Source organism: Rathayibacter sp. AY1A4 (assembly GCF_002930955.1).
Taxonomy (GTDB): Bacteria; Actinomycetota; Actinomycetes; order Actinomycetales; family Microbacteriaceae; genus Rathayibacter.
In genome coordinates this window covers 59711-73191 of the sequence record NZ_PSTN01000002.1, presented here as the reverse complement: position 1 = coordinate 73191, position 13481 = coordinate 59711, and the positions used below count along the sequence as shown (strand labels likewise).

Below are 13481 nucleotides of genomic sequence, written 5' to 3'. Positions count from 1 at the left end.
CCCTCCGAGCCCTAGCATCTCCCTGTGCGCCCCGCCGAACCCCCTCGTCTGAAGAGAGTCCCCTGGAATGGCAACTGAGACCGTCGTCCGCCCGAAGGCGAAGGTGCGTGTCGGAGATCGGGTCTTCTCGATCTCGACCGTCGCCGCCGGTTCCCTCATCCTCCTCGTCCTCGCCGCCGTCGCGATCTTCCTCATCGCGCAGTCGATCCCCGCGTTCACCGCGCCGGCCGGCAGCCTCCCCGGCGACGCGACGAGCTTCTGGGCCTACGTCGGCCCTCTGGTCTTCGGCACGGTCTGGTCGGCGGTGATCGCCCTGGTGATCGCCCTGCCGCTCTCGATCGCGATCGCCCTCTTCATCTCGCACTACGCGCCGCGCCGCATCGCGATGGCCCTCGGCTACGTGGTCGACCTCCTCGCCGCCGTCCCCTCGGTGGTCTTCGGCCTCTGGGGCGCGACCGTGCTGGCGCCGATGGTGCAGCCCTTCTACCTCTTCCTCAACGTGAACATCGGCTGGTTCCCGCTCTTCGGCGGCCAGGCGTCGGGCACCGGCAAGACGATCCTCACCGCCTCGGTGGTGCTGGCCGTCATGGTCATCCCGATCATCACCGCGGTCTGCCGCGAGATCTTCCTCCAGGCCCCGCGCCTGCACGAGGAGGCGGCGCTCGCGCTCGGCGCGACCCGCTGGGAGATGATCCGCATGGCCGTCCTGCCCTTCGGCGCCCCGGGCATCGTCTCGGCCGCCATGCTCGGCCTCGGCCGGGCCCTCGGCGAGACGCTCGCCGTCGCGATGGTGCTCTCGCCCGCGACGGTCGTCTCCTTCCTCCTGCTCACCTCGCAGAACTCGAACACCATCGCCGCGAACATCGCGCTGCAGTTCCCGGAGGCGAGCGGAGTCGGCGTGAACGTCCTCGTCGCCTCGGGCCTCATCCTCTTCGTCATCACCCTCGTCGTGAACTCGGTCGCGCGGTTCATCGTCAACCGCCGCAAGGCCTTCTCGGGAGCCAACTGATGTCCGCCGCCACCTCGTCGATGCCCTTCTCGCTGCAGGCGGGCAAGCTGCCCAAGGGCACTCCCTGGATGCTGCTCGTCGGCAGCTGGGTCGTGTTCGCCGCCGTCTTCCTGATCCTCCAGGCGGCCGGCATGATGAACGACTTCAGCCTCGTCGGAGCGATCTTCTGGGGCACCGTCCTCTTCGACATCGCCATCTACGTGGTCTCGCGCCTGGTCGAGGGCGGCCGCAAGGCTGTCGACCGCCTCGTGACCTCGCTGGTCGCGACCGCGTTCATCATCGCGCTGCTCCCGCTGATCTCCCTGCTCTACACGGTCGTCTCCAACGGAGTCGCGCGGTTCGATCCGCTCTTCTTCTCCTCGTCGATGCGAAACGTCATCGACGCGGGCGGCGGCGCCCTCCACGCGATCATCGGCACGCTCGAGATCACGGCCATGGCCGCGCTGATCTCGGTGCCGATCGGCCTGCTCACCTCGATCTACCTCGTCGAGTACGGCCGCGGCCACCTCGCCCGGGCGATCACCTTCTTCGTCGACGTGATGACGGGCATCCCCTCCATCGTCGCGGGCCTGTTCGCCTACGCGCTCTTCGCGCTGCTCCTCGGCCCCGGCGTCCGGATGGGCTTCGCCGGCTCGATCGCCCTCGCCGTGCTGATGATCCCCGTGGTCGTCCGCTCGTCGGAGGAGATGCTGAAGCTGGTCCCGAACGAGCTCCGCGAGGCGTCTTACGCCCTCGGCGTGCCGAAGTGGCTGACCATCGTCAAGATCGTGCTGCCGACCTCCATCGCCGGCATCACGACGGGCATCACCCTCGCGATCGCCCGCGTCATCGGCGAGACCGCCCCGCTGCTCATCGTCGCCGGCTTCACCGCGTCGATGAACTACGACCTCTTCAGCGAGCGGATGATGACCCTCCCGGTCTTCGTCTACACGCAGTACGCGAACCAGGGCCCCGACGCCGAGGCGTTCCTCAACCGGGCCTGGACCGGCGCGCTGGCCCTCATCCTGATCGTCATGGCGCTGAACCTGGTCGCCCGCCTGATCGCGAAGATCTTCGCCCCCAAGCTCGGCCGCTGACACCCACCACTCGGCTCCGGCCGGAATCCCCGAAGGAAGCAATGTCCAAGCGCATCGAGGTCAACGACCTCAACGTCTACTACAGCCAGTTCCTCGCGGTGGAGGGCGTCTCGCTCGCCATCGAGCCCCGCACGGTCACCGCCTTCATCGGCCCGTCCGGCTGCGGCAAGTCGACCTTCCTCCGCACGCTCAACCGCATGCACGAGGTCATCCCCGGCGCGCACGTCGAGGGCGAGGTCCTGATCGACGGGAACAACCTGTACGGCCCGGGCGTCGACCCGGTGCAGGTCCGCCGGCAGGTGGGCATGGTCTTCCAGCGCCCCAACCCGTTCCCGACGATGTCCATCCGGGACAACGTGCTGGCCGGCGTGAAGCTCAACAACCGCCGCATCTCGAAGTCGGACGCGGACGCGCTCGTCGAGCGCTCGCTCCAGGGCGCGAACCTCTGGAACGAGGTGAAGGACCGCCTCGACAAGCCGGGCTCCGGTCTCTCCGGCGGCCAGCAGCAGCGTCTGTGCATCGCCCGCGCGATCGCCGTCTCCCCCGACGTCCTCCTGATGGACGAGCCCTGCTCCGCCCTCGACCCGATCTCGACCCTCGCGATCGAGGACCTCATCGAGGAGCTCAAGAACGACTACACGATCGTCATCGTGACCCACAACATGCAGCAGGCCTCGCGCGTCTCGGACCGCACCGCGTTCTTCAACATCGCGGGCACGGGCAAGCCGGGCAAGCTCATCGAGTACGACGACACCGCGACGATGTTCTCGCGCCCGTCCGTCCAGGCGACCGAGGACTACGTCTCGGGCCGCTTCGGCTGATCAGCCGCAGACGAGAGCGAGCCGCGTCCCTCCGGGGTCGCGGCTCGCTCTCGTTCCACCGCGTTCCCTCCGGGAACGAGAAGAGCCGCACTCCGTCATGGGAGTGCGGCTCTTCTCGTGCTCGGGCCGTCAGGCGATGTCGATCGCCAGTATCGGATCGGTGGTCGGAGTCGGCGAGCCGCCGGCGTCCTCGACCGTCACGGCGACGACTCCGCCCTCGGTCAGGCTCCCCTCGAGCGGGGCCACGGTGCTGCCCTCTCCCCCGTCGAACGTCCCTGCGGCGACCGGACCGGATGAGCCGATGTACCAGAGCTCGTAGGTCTTGTCCTCCGGCAGCGGCGCCAGGTCGTCCACCACGAGGGCGGAGCGGCCGAGCGAGCTCGACCAGACCAGCGTCGCCTGCTCGCCGGTGGCGACCGTGCCGGTCGTCTCCTGCGCGTCGGGGGCGCTGCGGATCTGCTCCAGAGCCGTCTGCTGCTGCGTCTGGCCGGGGCCGGACGAGAGCAGCGGCGGAAGGGTCACTCCGCCGACCACGATCACCGCGGCGGCCGCGGCAGCCGAGAGGTAGACCGCGGGGCGGGCGAACCAGCGGCTCCGGGCGCGGTTCGCGGCGCTGCCGCCACCGTCCCGGCGAGCCGTCGGACCGCTCCGCTCGCCCTCGGAGGCGACGGGGACCAGACGGGGCGCGGCGGGCGCCTCGTGGTCCTCGTCGGGCTCCTCCAGCGGCAGCTGCGGAGTGGTGGCGATGAGCGCCATCAGGTCGGCCTTGAAGCCCGGCGAGGGCTCCACGGCGGGTGCGTCGGCGACCAGCGCCTCCGCCACCTCGGCGAACGCGTCGGCCTCGCCGCGCGCCTCCGGGTGCTCGGAGAGGAAGCGCTCGTAGCGCTCCTGCTCCTCGGGCGTCAGGATGCCCAGTGCGTGACCCGCCGCGAGATCGCGCGGGTCGTCCATCCCGTCGGGGAGTCGCACATCGTTCACAGGGCCACCCCCATCTCTTCTCGAAGTCTGATCATTCCGTCACGCAGGCGTGTCTTGACGGTTCCCACGGGGCACTGCAGGATCCCCGCGATCTCGCTGTGCGAGTATCCGCCGTAGTAAGCGAGCTGCAGCGCCTGCCGCTGCAGTTCCGTCAGGCGGCCCATGGCGGCCGCGACCTTCTCGTGCTCGAGGGACACCTCCGCCTGCTCGGAGACCTGGTCGTAGTCGCGTCCGAGGTCTCGGATTCCGATGCGCATGTCCCGATCACGGCCGGCTTGAGCCGCGCGGACCCTGTCGATGGCCCTGCGGTGTGCCATCGTGAGGATCCAGGTCGTCGCGCTTCCTTTATTCGGAGCGAAACGCCCAGCGGTTTGCCAGATCTCGAGGAAGACCTCCTGGGCCACCTCCTCGGACTGGGAGCGGTCGACGAGGACGCGGATGATCAGGCCAAGGACCCGGCCGGCCATCTGGTCGTAGAGCGCGGCGAACGCGGCCTGCTCTCCCCCGGCGATGCGCTCGAGGAGGACAGCCGCCTCCGCAGTGGTGTCGTCCGTCATCAGCCCCGCCTCGCCCGCGCCCGGGCTGAAAGATTCCGCGTCATCCAGAAGGCTGTCACGGCCAGGCCTGCAACGACGACCGACACCTCGATCGGATGCGTCACGAATCGGACATCCAGCGCCAACGTGCCGATCGGCACGAGCGCGGGGTCGCCCAGCCGGGGGGCCAGCCAGAGCGAGATCACGGCCACCGCCGCAGCGGTGATGCCCGGATAGCTGCGCGGGCGGATGAGGACCCAGAGCCCGGCGAGCACGTCGAGGACCGCGAGGACGCGCATCACCGTGCCCTGCGAGAGCGAGACTCCCGCGGCGAACTGGGCGCCCTCCGCGTCGTCGACGCTCGGCGCGGCGAGGAGGTAGAGGGCGGCGACGACCAGCAGCCCCGCCCCCGCCCAGACGCGCGCGCCGATCCGGAGAGCTCTGCTGTTCTTCATTCCGCTGGCGCCTGTCTGTGGGGACTCGGGCGAGGATCGACTCCTCCTGGGCCCTCGCCTCGCGCACCGTGGCGGCGATGCGAGCAGAGAAGGGGCCGGACCGCAGGAACGCCTCTCGGCGCGAGGCCGCTCGAAGCGGCTATAAGTGGAGCCCGGGGTTACTGCGATCCGGCTTCCGCCAGTCTACCAAAGGCCTCCGCGGTGGCGGCGAGCGGCGTTCGCAGTGGGTGAACGCGGGTTGCGCGTCACTCCAGGGAGTCGCTCCGCCACAGCCGCGCGCAGCTCACGAGCTCGGCCGCGGTGGTCGAGAGGCGCAGGGCGCGGGTGGTCAGCTCGCTCGCCCGGGCGGGGTTCACCGGCTCCACGTCGTCGGCGACCGAGACGGCTCCGGAGGCGCTCACGCGGCAGAACGCCGCGGCGCGGTCCAGTGCCACCGCGAAGTCGCCGTCGAAGACACCGCGGAGGATCCGGTCGGCCAGCTCGGTGATCTCGGCCGGCCCCGTGGGAGTGCTGGCTCCGGCGACCACCGGGTCGATCGTGGCGGACAGCTCGACTCCGCGCTGGTAGAGGAAGCTCGTGCTCTCCGGGTCCTGCCGGATGACCAGCCGCAGCAGGTAGATCCGCCAGAGGGCGCCTGGCAGGCTCGCCGCGCTGGAGCGCGCCCAGAGCTCGGCGAGCGCGTCGATGCCGTTGTGGTCGGTGTACTCGACCAGGCGGTCGATGACCACCGGGTCGGGGTCGTTCCGGACACGGCTCAGCAGCGCGATCGCGGTCTCGTGGGCGACGCGGCTGATCTGCGCCGGGTCCTCTCCTCCCTGGAACGCCTCGAAGACGTGAGAGGGGAACTTGGTCGGCTTGTGGAAGCCGTCTGTCATGGGGCCGCCTTCCGCGGTCGTGCGCGCGGACGCTCTCGCGCTCGCGCTCCTTAGGGGGTTCGAGGAGGGTAACGCCCGCGGCTGGGCGGGTATGCCCGCGCCGAGGACGCGGTCCGCTCCGGGCCGCACCTGCTCCGGGCCGCACCTGCTCCGGGGGCGTCGACGGCCCGCTACCCTGGAGCGCGCGGGCCTCTAGCTCAGTTGGCAGAGCAGCGGACTTTTAATCCGCGGGTCGTCGGTTCGAGCCCGACGGGGCCCACCACTCGACCGCCTGGTCGCGCTTTCCGGACAGTGCCAGGGCGCAGCCAGGTCGCCGCACTACCGTGCAGAGGTGCTGACCGTCCTCCGCGTCCTCCTGCGCCGGCCTCGGCTGTGCGAGGCGTGCCGCGTCCGGCCGGCCCGCCGCCGTGACCCGTTCTGCTCGACGGACTGCGCGAAGACGTACTACCTCTACCTCTGACGCCTCGTCCGGGCCGCGGTGCTCCGCTACGGGGTCACTCGTGGCAGAGCGACCACACCTCGTCCGGGTAGTCGCGGACCTTCTCGCCGACGAGCAGGCGCCAGCGGCCGTCCTGGTGCTCGAGCAGGCGGCCGGTGACGACCTCCGAGAGCCAGTCGGAGTCGATCCGGTACCAGCGGACGAGGCGGACGGTCGTCGCGGTGTGCGAGACGCGGGTCGTCATCGCGGGAGTCCCTTCTCGAGGAGGGAGCGGGGTGCTGGAACCAGCGGGGCGTTCGACGCGCGAACGGGGGATGACCCGCGCCGGGACGACTCCGTTGTCGACCGGCCGGGAGACTGCGGCGGGCATCCGGCGGACCGGATGCCAGGAACTCTAGACGACCGCGCGGACGGTGTCTGTCCCGTCGCCGGTCACAGCGGAGCGACTCCGTTCAGCGGGCTCAGGGCTGGACGGTGCAGCCGGCCGGGCGCGTCTGCCGGAACGCGGCCGCCTCGCGGGTGCGGGAGCGGAGCCTCCTCGCGCGGCGGCGGAGGAGCCGCTCGCTCGGGCCGAAGGCTCCGGATTCGAGGAGCTGGCGGAGGGACAGGGTCACCTGCCGGGCCAGACGGGGATCGATGCGGCCGGGGATCCGGATCGCGTCGATGAGGTCGAGGGCGTTGCGCGTGGTGCGGGAGATCGCCATGACGGAACCCTAGGGACGCCGGGGCGCGGTGTGCGCGCCCCGGACGGGGGCGCCGACGGGGACTGATGCTCAGCCCCGGGGCGCCCCGACGGGATCAGTCGTGCCCGTTGCTGCCGTCGCCACGGCCCGTGGAGGACTGCAGGCGGTCGATGTGCTCGGAGGCCTGGGCCTTGGTGAGGTCGGCGGGCAGGGTCTCGCCCGCCTCGCGCGCGAGGGTGTCGAGGTAGCTGCGCTGCGGGCCGGTCATCGGCTCGTCGCCGGTGACCCAGTCGGACGGGTCCTTGCTGGCGCTGGTGTCGCTGCCGTCGTCGGCACGGGCCCCGAGGACGTCGCCCTCGGTCTTGACATCGGGATCGGTGGTGTTGTCATCGCTCATGGTGCGACCGTACGCCCGACCACCGACGTCGACGAGGGCTTGCGGAGCGGGCCCGGGCGCCCCGCTTCACGAGCCGAGCAGCGCGTGCGCGACGGTGAAGATGACCAGCCCGGCCAGGGAGCCCACGACGGTGCCGTTGATCCGGATGAACTGGAGGTCCTTCCCGACCTGCAGCTCGAGCTTCTCGGACGTCTCGCGCGGGTCCCAGCGGTGGATGGTGTCGCCGATGATGCTGGCGATGTCGGTGCGGTAGCGGTCGACCAGGTTGGCCGAGACCGATCCGATCCAGGAGTCGACGGTCGCCGCGAGACCTGCGTCGGTCGAGAGCCGGCGGCCCAGGTCGACCACGATCGACTCGATGCTGCCGCGGAGGGGGCTCGACGGGTCGTCCATCGCACCGAGGAGGGAGGCCTTCGTCGCCTCCCAGGCGTCCCCGGCGAGCTCGCGGACGCGCGGGCTATCGAAGGCGCGGTTCTTGATCTCCTCGACCCGGGCGATCAGGTCCGGGTCGGTGCCCAGATCCTGCGCCAGCGTGGCGAGGTAGCCGTCGATCGCGATCCGGAACGGGTGAACCTGGTCCTCGCGCACCGCGGCGACGAAGACGAGAGCCTCGCGGTACAACCGCTCGTCCACCGCTCGGCTGACCGCGGAGGGCAGCCAGCTCGGCAGGCGGCCGCTGACCATGCGGGTGAAGCTCTGCGGGTTCGCGGTCAGCCACGCCTCCGCCTGCTCCACCAGCGTGTCCACGAGGCGCCGGTGGTGGCCGGCCTCGACCACGCTTCCCACCAGCGAGCCCAGCGGCGGGCCCCACTGCGGGTCGAGGAGGTGGCGCCGTGCCAGCGCCTCGATCACGCGCTGCACGTCGGAGTCGTCCAGCAGGGCGATCGCCGAGCGGACGGCCGCGGCGCTCTCGCCGCCGACCCGGTGCGCGTTCTCCGGCTCGGCGAGCCACAGCCCCGCCCGCCGGGCGATCCCGAAGGAGTCGAGCTTCTCGCGCACGATGGCGCCGCGGAGGAAGTTCTCCTCGACGAACTGCGCGAGGCTCGCGCCGATCTCGTCCTTCTTGGTCGGGATGATCGCGGTGTGCGGGATCGGCAGGCCCAGCGGCCGCCGGAACAGCGCGGTCACGGCGAACCAGTCGGCGAGCGCGCCGACCATCCCGCCCTCGCTCGCGGCCCGGACCCACTGCAGCCACGGGTAGCGCTCCTGCAGGGCGAACGACACGGCGAAGACGACGGCCATCACCACGAGCAGGCCCGTGGCGAGCCGCTTCATCCGGACGAGAGCGACGCGCTTGGCCTCGTCGTCGCGCCCGACCGCCGCGAGGGTGGTCATGACGCGGTGGGGAACCCCTCGTGGCGGATGCCCCACGCGACGGTCCACTCCTCGCCCGGCTCGAGCCAGCGCAGGCCCTGCCCGCTGTTGAACGCCTCGGCGGGAGCGGTCATCGGCTCCACGGCGATCGCGGTCTTCACGTCGTCGCCGTCGGGGAAGATCCGGGTGATGAAGACCTGGATGAAGTTGTGCGAGGCGTCGGCCCAGAGGAGCACGCGGCGGCCGTCCGCGGCGCGGAGGCCGTGCACGCTCTCGCCGTCGACCATCCGGACGTCGGCCCAGGCGTCGTCGAGCTCCAGGTCGCCGATGCGGCGGCCGGAGCGGAGGTCCCACTCGGTGCCCTCGACCGGGTTCTGCACGGTGGGGTTGAGGCGCTCGTCGACCTCGATGTGCACCGCCGCGTCGACGGTGATCTCGAGCTCGTCGGTCGGCACGTCGCCGATGGCGAGGAAGGGGTGCGTGCCGATGGCGACGGGTGCCTCGTCGGCTCCGACGTTGACGACGCGGTGGACGACCTTCAGTCCGTCGGCCTGCAGCTCGTAGCGGACCGAGGTCTCGAGGTGGAACGGGTAGCCCGCCTGCGGCACGACCGGCGCGGCCAGCTCGACGAAGGACGGACCCTGGTCGACGAGGCGGTACGGGGTGCTCACCAGGAGGCCGTGGATGGCGTTGTGGTACTTCGGCTCGGTGATCGCGAGCTGGAGCGTCTCGCCGCGGTGGTGCCAGCGCCCGTCCTTCACGCGGTTGGGCCAGGGCATCAGGACGATGCCCGAGCCGAACGGCGGGACGGTGCTCTCCGGGTAGGAGGCGGTGATCTCCACTCCGTCGACCGAGAGGTGGCGCAGCGCTGCGGCCACCTCCGTCACGACGGCGTGCAGGGCGCGTCCCTCGGCGGTGAGGTCGAGCGAGAACTGGCGCCCGGTGGCGGGGGCGGGGGTGAAGTCGGCCATTCCTCGATCCTACGGACTGACGCGCTCGCCGAGCGTCCGGCAGCGGGTGACCGCGAGCCCCGCCTCCTCCAGAGCGGCGACGAGTCCGTCGGCGGCCCCCGCCCCCGTGAGCAGACGGTCGAACTCGTCGGGAGCGGCGACCCGGCCGAGGTCGACCACTCCGAGCTTCGAGGAGTCCGCGACCACGACCCGGCGGGTCGCCGCCTGCAGCATCCGGCGCTTCAGGGTCGCCTCGGGGAGGTTGACGTTGGTGACGCCGGCCTCGGGGTGCACGCCGGTGCAGCCGATGAAGGCGATGTCGGCGCGGATCCGCTCGAGCAGCTCGGACGCCAGCGGCTCGACCAGCGAGTGCTGCAGCGGCCGCAGAGTGCCCCCGGTGACGACGACCGTGAAGCGCGGGATGGCCGGCTCGAGCGCCAGCGCCGTGGAGAGGCCGTTCGTGATCACCGTGACGTCGCGCAGCTCCTCCCGCGCCACGAGCGCGTGCGCGATGGCGAGCGGGGTCGTGCCCACGTCGAGCACGATGCTCTGCCCGGAGGAGACGGAGGCGGCGGCCTCCTCGCCGATCGCGGCCTTCTCGTCGGAGGCGGCGCTCAGGCCCTCCTCGAGCGAGCGCTCGCCGGTGGGTCTCGGCGCCGGGATCGCCCCGCCGCGCACCCGCTGGAGGACGCCCTCGCTCGCGAGCAGGGCGAGATCGGAGCGGACGGTGACGACCGAGACCCCGAGCATGTCGGCCATCGGGGCGACCCCGACGAAGCCCGAGCTCTCGGCGGCCAGACGCAGCCGCAGCCGGCGCTCGATCGCCGACGTGGACTCCTGCTCGCCGTCCGTCCTCATCCGCCCATCGTGCCCGCGGGCCGGTGGACTTGTCAAAGGGAAAACGAGCTTTCCTTTTCGAAGGTGCGGCCCTAGTCTGACTCCTGCCATGAACGAAGCGATCACACTCTCCGCCGGCGTCGTCAAGCGCCCGCACACGCTGGCCGACGGCCGCGAGCTCCTCTACTTCGACGACGCCGACACGACGCTCCCCCCGGAGCGCGCCGCCGACGCACGCCACCTCGACCCCCGCCCGGCCACCGCGCGGATGCGCCAGGACGTGCTGACCGGCGAGTGGGTCTCCATCGCCGCGTCGCGCCAGAACCGCGTGTTCCTGCCGCCGGCCGAGCTCGATCCGCTCGCCCCGGCGTCGCCGACGAACCCGTCGGAGGTGCCCAGCCGCTACGACGTCGCCGTCTTCGAGAACCGCTCCCCCTCCTTCGGCCCGCTCCTCGAGGACGCGGACGCGCCCGCCTCCCTGGAGGACCTGCGCACCCTCGGGCTCGGCCGGACGCTGACCAGCGTCGGCCGCTGCGAGGTCGTCTGCTTCAGCCCCGAGCACGAGGGCTCGTTCGCCACGCTCAGCGCCTCCCGCGCCCGGACCGTGGTCGAGGCCTGGGCCGACCGCGTGGGCGCCCTCTCGGCCCTTCCCGGCGTGCAGCAGGTCTTCCCGTTCGAGAACCGCGGCGAGGCGATCGGCGTCACGCTGCACCACCCCCACGGGCAGATCTACTCCTACCCCTACGTCACGCCGCGCACGACCCGTCTGCTCGCCTCGCTCGACAGCTACGGGCCGTCGATGTTCGCCGACGTCCTCGCCTTCGAGCAGGCCGGCGAGCGCGTCCTCCTCCGCGGCGAGCACTTCACCGCGTTCGTGCCGTTCGCCGCGCGCTGGCCCGTCGAGGTGCACCTCCTGCCGCACCGCCACGTCCCCGACCTGGCGGCGACCACCCCGGAGGAGCGCGACGAGCTGGCTGCGATGTACCAGCGCCTGCTCCGCGGCATCGACGCCCTGTACGACACCCCGACGCCCTACATCGCCGCCTGGCACCAGGCCCCGGTGCACGAGCGCCGCGACGAGGTGCGCCTGATGCTCCAGATCACCTCGCCCCGCCGCGCCGAGACGAAGCTCAAGTACCTCGCGGGGAGCGAGGCCGCGATGGGCGCCTGGATCGGCGACATCGCTCCGGAGACGAGCGCCGCGGCCCTGCGCGCGGCCATCGAGCGGGCCGACGCGGCCGTGCTCGAGGCCGGGATCGCACAGCGCCCCGACGCGGCGCTGCCGGTCGCCGCGCACAGCGACGACTCGCTTCCCGGCGGCGCCGCCACTCCCGCCACCACCGCCGCCGACATCGCCGAGGAGAACCGATGACCGCCGCTCCCGCCTCCCTGACCGCCGTCGCCGAGAGCGCGGCCGCCGCCTTCGAGCGCACCTTCGGCCGCCCCGCCGCGGGCGTCTGGGCCGGCCCCGGCCGCGTGAACCTGATCGGCGAGCACACCGACTACAACGACGGCTTCGTCTTCCCCTTCGCGATCGACCGCGCCACGGCGATGGCCGTCGCTCCGAGGGAGGACCGCCTGATCCGGATCAGCAGCGCCTTCTCCCCCGAGGTGGTCGAGGTCGCTCTCGACGAGCTCGGCCCCGGCGCCGTGACCGGCTGGTCGGCCTACCCGCTCGGCGTGGTCTGGGCGCTCACCGAGTACGGCGTCGACCTGGGCTCCCGCTCGGGCTTCGACGCGTACGTCGACTCCGACGTGCCGGTCGGCGCGGGGCTCTCGAGCTCGGCGGCGCTGATGTGCGCGATGGCCGTCGCCCTCGACGAGCTCTGGCACCTCGGCTTCGACCGCGCGACGATGGCCCGCGTCGGTCGTCGCGCCGAGAACGTCGCGGTCGGCGCCCCCACCGGGATCATGGACGAGTCCGCCTCCCTCTTCGGGAAGCGCGACGCCGCGGTGTTCCTGGACTGCCGCAGCCTCGACACCGAGGTCGTCCCCCTCGGCTTCGAGGAGGCCGGGCTCGTCCTGCTCGTCGTCGACACGCGCGTCGAGCACGCGCACGCCACCGGCGGCTACGCCGAGCGGCGCGCCTCCTGCGAGCTCGGCGCCGCGACCCTCGGCGTGCCGTCGCTCCGCGAGCTGAGGGTCGACGACCTGCCGCGCGCCCAGGAGCTCCTCGACGACGTCACCTACCGACGCGTGAAGCACGTCGTGACCGAGGACGCCCGCGTGCTCGAGACCGTCCGCACCCTGCGCGAGCACGGTCCCCGGGCGATCGGCGATCTGCTCGACGCCGGCCACGTCTCCCTCCGCGACGACTTCGAGATCTCGGTGCCCGAGCTCGACACCGCCGTCGAGGCGGCGCGCGGCGCCGGAGCGATCGGCGCCCGGATGACCGGTGGCGGCTTCGGCGGCTCCGCGATCGCCCTCACTCCGGTGGAGAAGGAGGAGGAGGTCCGCGCCGCGGTCCTCGCCGCCTTCGCCGAGAAGGGCTTCACGACTCCGGAGCTCTTCCTGGTCACGGCCGCCGACGGCGCGGGTCGCGTGCTCTGACCTCTGCTTCCGTCGACGCCCCCTGCGACCTCGTGTCGCAGGGGGCGTTCCTCGTCCAGCCGCTACGGCGCCGGATCCGGCGGAACGACGGCGCGCGCTTCTCCCCCGGTGACCCGGACCAGCTCGGCGAAGCTCGTCGGGTAGACGGTGTGCGCGTGCCCGGCCGCAGCCCAGACCACGTCGTAGGCGGCGAGGGCCGTGTCGACCACGGTGCGCAGCGGCGCGGGATGGCCCACCGGCGCGATCCCGCCGATCGTCTGGCCCGTCGCGGACTTCACCTCCGCGGCCGGCGCCCGGGTGATCGATCCGCCCAGCTGCACGCCCAGCCAGGCGGTGTCGACGCGGTGGCCGCCGCTGGTCAGGACCAGCAGCGGCGCACCGTCGAGCAGGAACACGAGCGAATTGGCGATCTGGCCGGCGTCGACGCCCAGCGCCTCGGCCGCCAGTGCGGCCGTCGACGCGGCCGAGTCGAGCCAGCGCACGGTCGGGCGCACGCCGTGCCGGTCGAGGTCGGCGAGGACGCGGTCGACGGCCGGGTGGCTCCGTTCGCTCATGCCGCCG

The 13481-nt window shown here is 72.0% G+C and carries 17 protein-coding genes and 1 tRNA gene; 7 read left to right on the top strand and 11 right to left on the bottom strand.

Translation table 11 applies throughout. From position 1 onward, the window contains the following. Positions 1 to 67: 67 nt before the first annotated feature. From pstC to pstB, 3 genes are read left to right on the top strand one after another with little or no spacing between them, the layout of a single operon-like run. Positions 68 to 1009 carry a phosphate ABC transporter permease subunit PstC gene (gene pstC / locus C5B92_RS01885; protein WP_104227270.1) on the top strand — a complete coding sequence of 314 codons (942 nt, stop codon included), beginning with the start codon at positions 68 to 70 and terminating at the stop codon, positions 1007 to 1009. Continuing rightward, positions 1009 to 2085 (top strand): phosphate ABC transporter permease PstA, encoded by a 1077-nt coding sequence (gene pstA, locus C5B92_RS01880; RefSeq protein ID WP_104256417.1) that lies wholly within the window; start codon positions 1009 to 1011, stop codon positions 2083 to 2085. The genes pstC and pstA overlap by 1 nt, the downstream gene beginning before the upstream one ends. A 41-nt stretch (positions 2086 to 2126) precedes the next feature. Beyond that, on the top strand, positions 2127 to 2906 hold the full coding sequence (pstB, locus tag C5B92_RS01875; RefSeq protein ID WP_104224707.1) for a phosphate ABC transporter ATP-binding protein PstB: 780 nt from the start codon (positions 2127 to 2129) through the stop codon (positions 2904 to 2906). Between the two features lie 129 nt (positions 2907 to 3035). Here the strand turns inward: pstB and C5B92_RS01870 are convergent, their stop codons facing one another. The 4 genes from C5B92_RS01870 to C5B92_RS01860 form a co-directional block, all read right to left on the bottom strand. Then, on the bottom strand, positions 3036 to 3884 hold the full coding sequence (locus tag C5B92_RS01870; RefSeq protein WP_146076502.1) for an anti-sigma factor domain-containing protein: 849 nt from the start codon (positions 3882 to 3884) through the stop codon (positions 3036 to 3038). Next, positions 3881 to 4441, bottom strand: a complete 561-nt coding sequence (sigK, locus tag C5B92_RS01865; protein ID WP_104224709.1) for an ECF RNA polymerase sigma factor SigK — start codon at positions 4439 to 4441, stop codon at positions 3881 to 3883. Before sigK ends, C5B92_RS01870 begins: the two co-directional genes overlap by 4 nt. Further along, positions 4441 to 4875: a hypothetical protein gene (locus C5B92_RS16845; protein WP_104224710.1), complete on the bottom strand. Its 435-nt coding sequence runs from the start codon at positions 4873 to 4875 to the stop codon at positions 4441 to 4443. Before C5B92_RS16845 ends, sigK begins: the two co-directional genes overlap by 1 nt. Before the next feature lie 245 nt (positions 4876 to 5120). Beyond that, on the bottom strand, positions 5121 to 5750 hold the full coding sequence (locus tag C5B92_RS01860; RefSeq protein WP_104227273.1) for a DNA-directed RNA polymerase subunit beta: 630 nt from the start codon (positions 5748 to 5750) through the stop codon (positions 5121 to 5123). 186 nt (positions 5751 to 5936) lie between these two features. Here C5B92_RS01860 and C5B92_RS01855 point away from each other — a divergent pair. Next, a tRNA-Lys gene (locus tag C5B92_RS01855) sits at positions 5937 to 6012 on the top strand. A gap of 69 nt (positions 6013 to 6081) precedes the next feature. Next, positions 6082 to 6210 carry a hypothetical protein gene (locus C5B92_RS17590; RefSeq protein WP_258059535.1) on the top strand — a complete coding sequence of 43 codons (129 nt, stop codon included), beginning with the start codon at positions 6082 to 6084 and terminating at the stop codon, positions 6208 to 6210. 34 nt (positions 6211 to 6244) lie between these two features. On the opposite strand, the gene C5B92_RS01850 is transcribed toward C5B92_RS17590, so the two are convergent. The 6 genes from C5B92_RS01850 to C5B92_RS01825 all read right to left on the bottom strand — a co-directional run bounded on the left by C5B92_RS01850 (position 6245) and on the right by C5B92_RS01825 (position 10391). After that, positions 6245 to 6433 carry a hypothetical protein gene (locus C5B92_RS01850; protein ID WP_104224712.1) on the bottom strand — a complete coding sequence of 63 codons (189 nt, stop codon included), beginning with the start codon at positions 6431 to 6433 and terminating at the stop codon, positions 6245 to 6247. Positions 6434 to 6650: 217 nt separating this feature from the next. Further along, the gene (locus tag C5B92_RS01845) at positions 6651 to 6893 is read right to left on the bottom strand and encodes a hypothetical protein (RefSeq protein WP_104256416.1); all 243 of its coding nucleotides are present in this window, start codon (positions 6891 to 6893) and stop codon (positions 6651 to 6653) included. Positions 6894 to 6987: 94 nt separating this feature from the next. Then, the gene (locus C5B92_RS01840; protein WP_104224714.1) at positions 6988 to 7269 is read right to left on the bottom strand and encodes a DUF3072 domain-containing protein; all 282 of its coding nucleotides are present in this window, start codon (positions 7267 to 7269) and stop codon (positions 6988 to 6990) included. Positions 7270 to 7335: 66 nt separating this feature from the next. Continuing rightward, positions 7336 to 8604: a DUF445 domain-containing protein gene (locus C5B92_RS01835; RefSeq protein WP_104256415.1), complete on the bottom strand. Its 1269-nt coding sequence runs from the start codon at positions 8602 to 8604 to the stop codon at positions 7336 to 7338. After that, complete coding sequence (locus C5B92_RS01830; protein WP_104256414.1) at positions 8601 to 9554, bottom strand: aldose 1-epimerase family protein; 954 nt, start codon at positions 9552 to 9554, stop codon at positions 8601 to 8603. The genes C5B92_RS01835 and C5B92_RS01830 overlap by 4 nt, the downstream gene beginning before the upstream one ends. Positions 9555 to 9563: 9 nt before the next feature. Further along, positions 9564 to 10391: a DeoR/GlpR family DNA-binding transcription regulator gene (locus C5B92_RS01825; protein ID WP_104256413.1), complete on the bottom strand. Its 828-nt coding sequence runs from the start codon at positions 10389 to 10391 to the stop codon at positions 9564 to 9566. Positions 10392 to 10479: 88 nt separating this feature from the next. Here C5B92_RS01825 and galT point away from each other — a divergent pair, with 88 nt between their 5' ends. Beyond that, positions 10480 to 11742, top strand: coding sequence for a galactose-1-phosphate uridylyltransferase (gene galT / locus C5B92_RS01820; protein WP_104256412.1), 1263 nt, complete (start codon positions 10480 to 10482; stop codon positions 11740 to 11742). Then, positions 11739 to 12920, top strand: a complete 1182-nt coding sequence (gene galK / locus C5B92_RS01815; RefSeq protein WP_104350027.1) for a galactokinase — start codon at positions 11739 to 11741, stop codon at positions 12918 to 12920. Before galT ends, galK begins: the two co-directional genes overlap by 4 nt. Before the next feature lie 62 nt (positions 12921 to 12982). On the opposite strand, the gene C5B92_RS01810 is transcribed toward galK, so the two are convergent. Further along, entirely contained in the window at positions 12983 to 13474 is a 492-nt protein-coding gene (locus tag C5B92_RS01810) for a YbaK/EbsC family protein (protein ID WP_104256410.1), read from the bottom strand. Positions 13475 to 13481 lie beyond the last annotated feature (7 nt).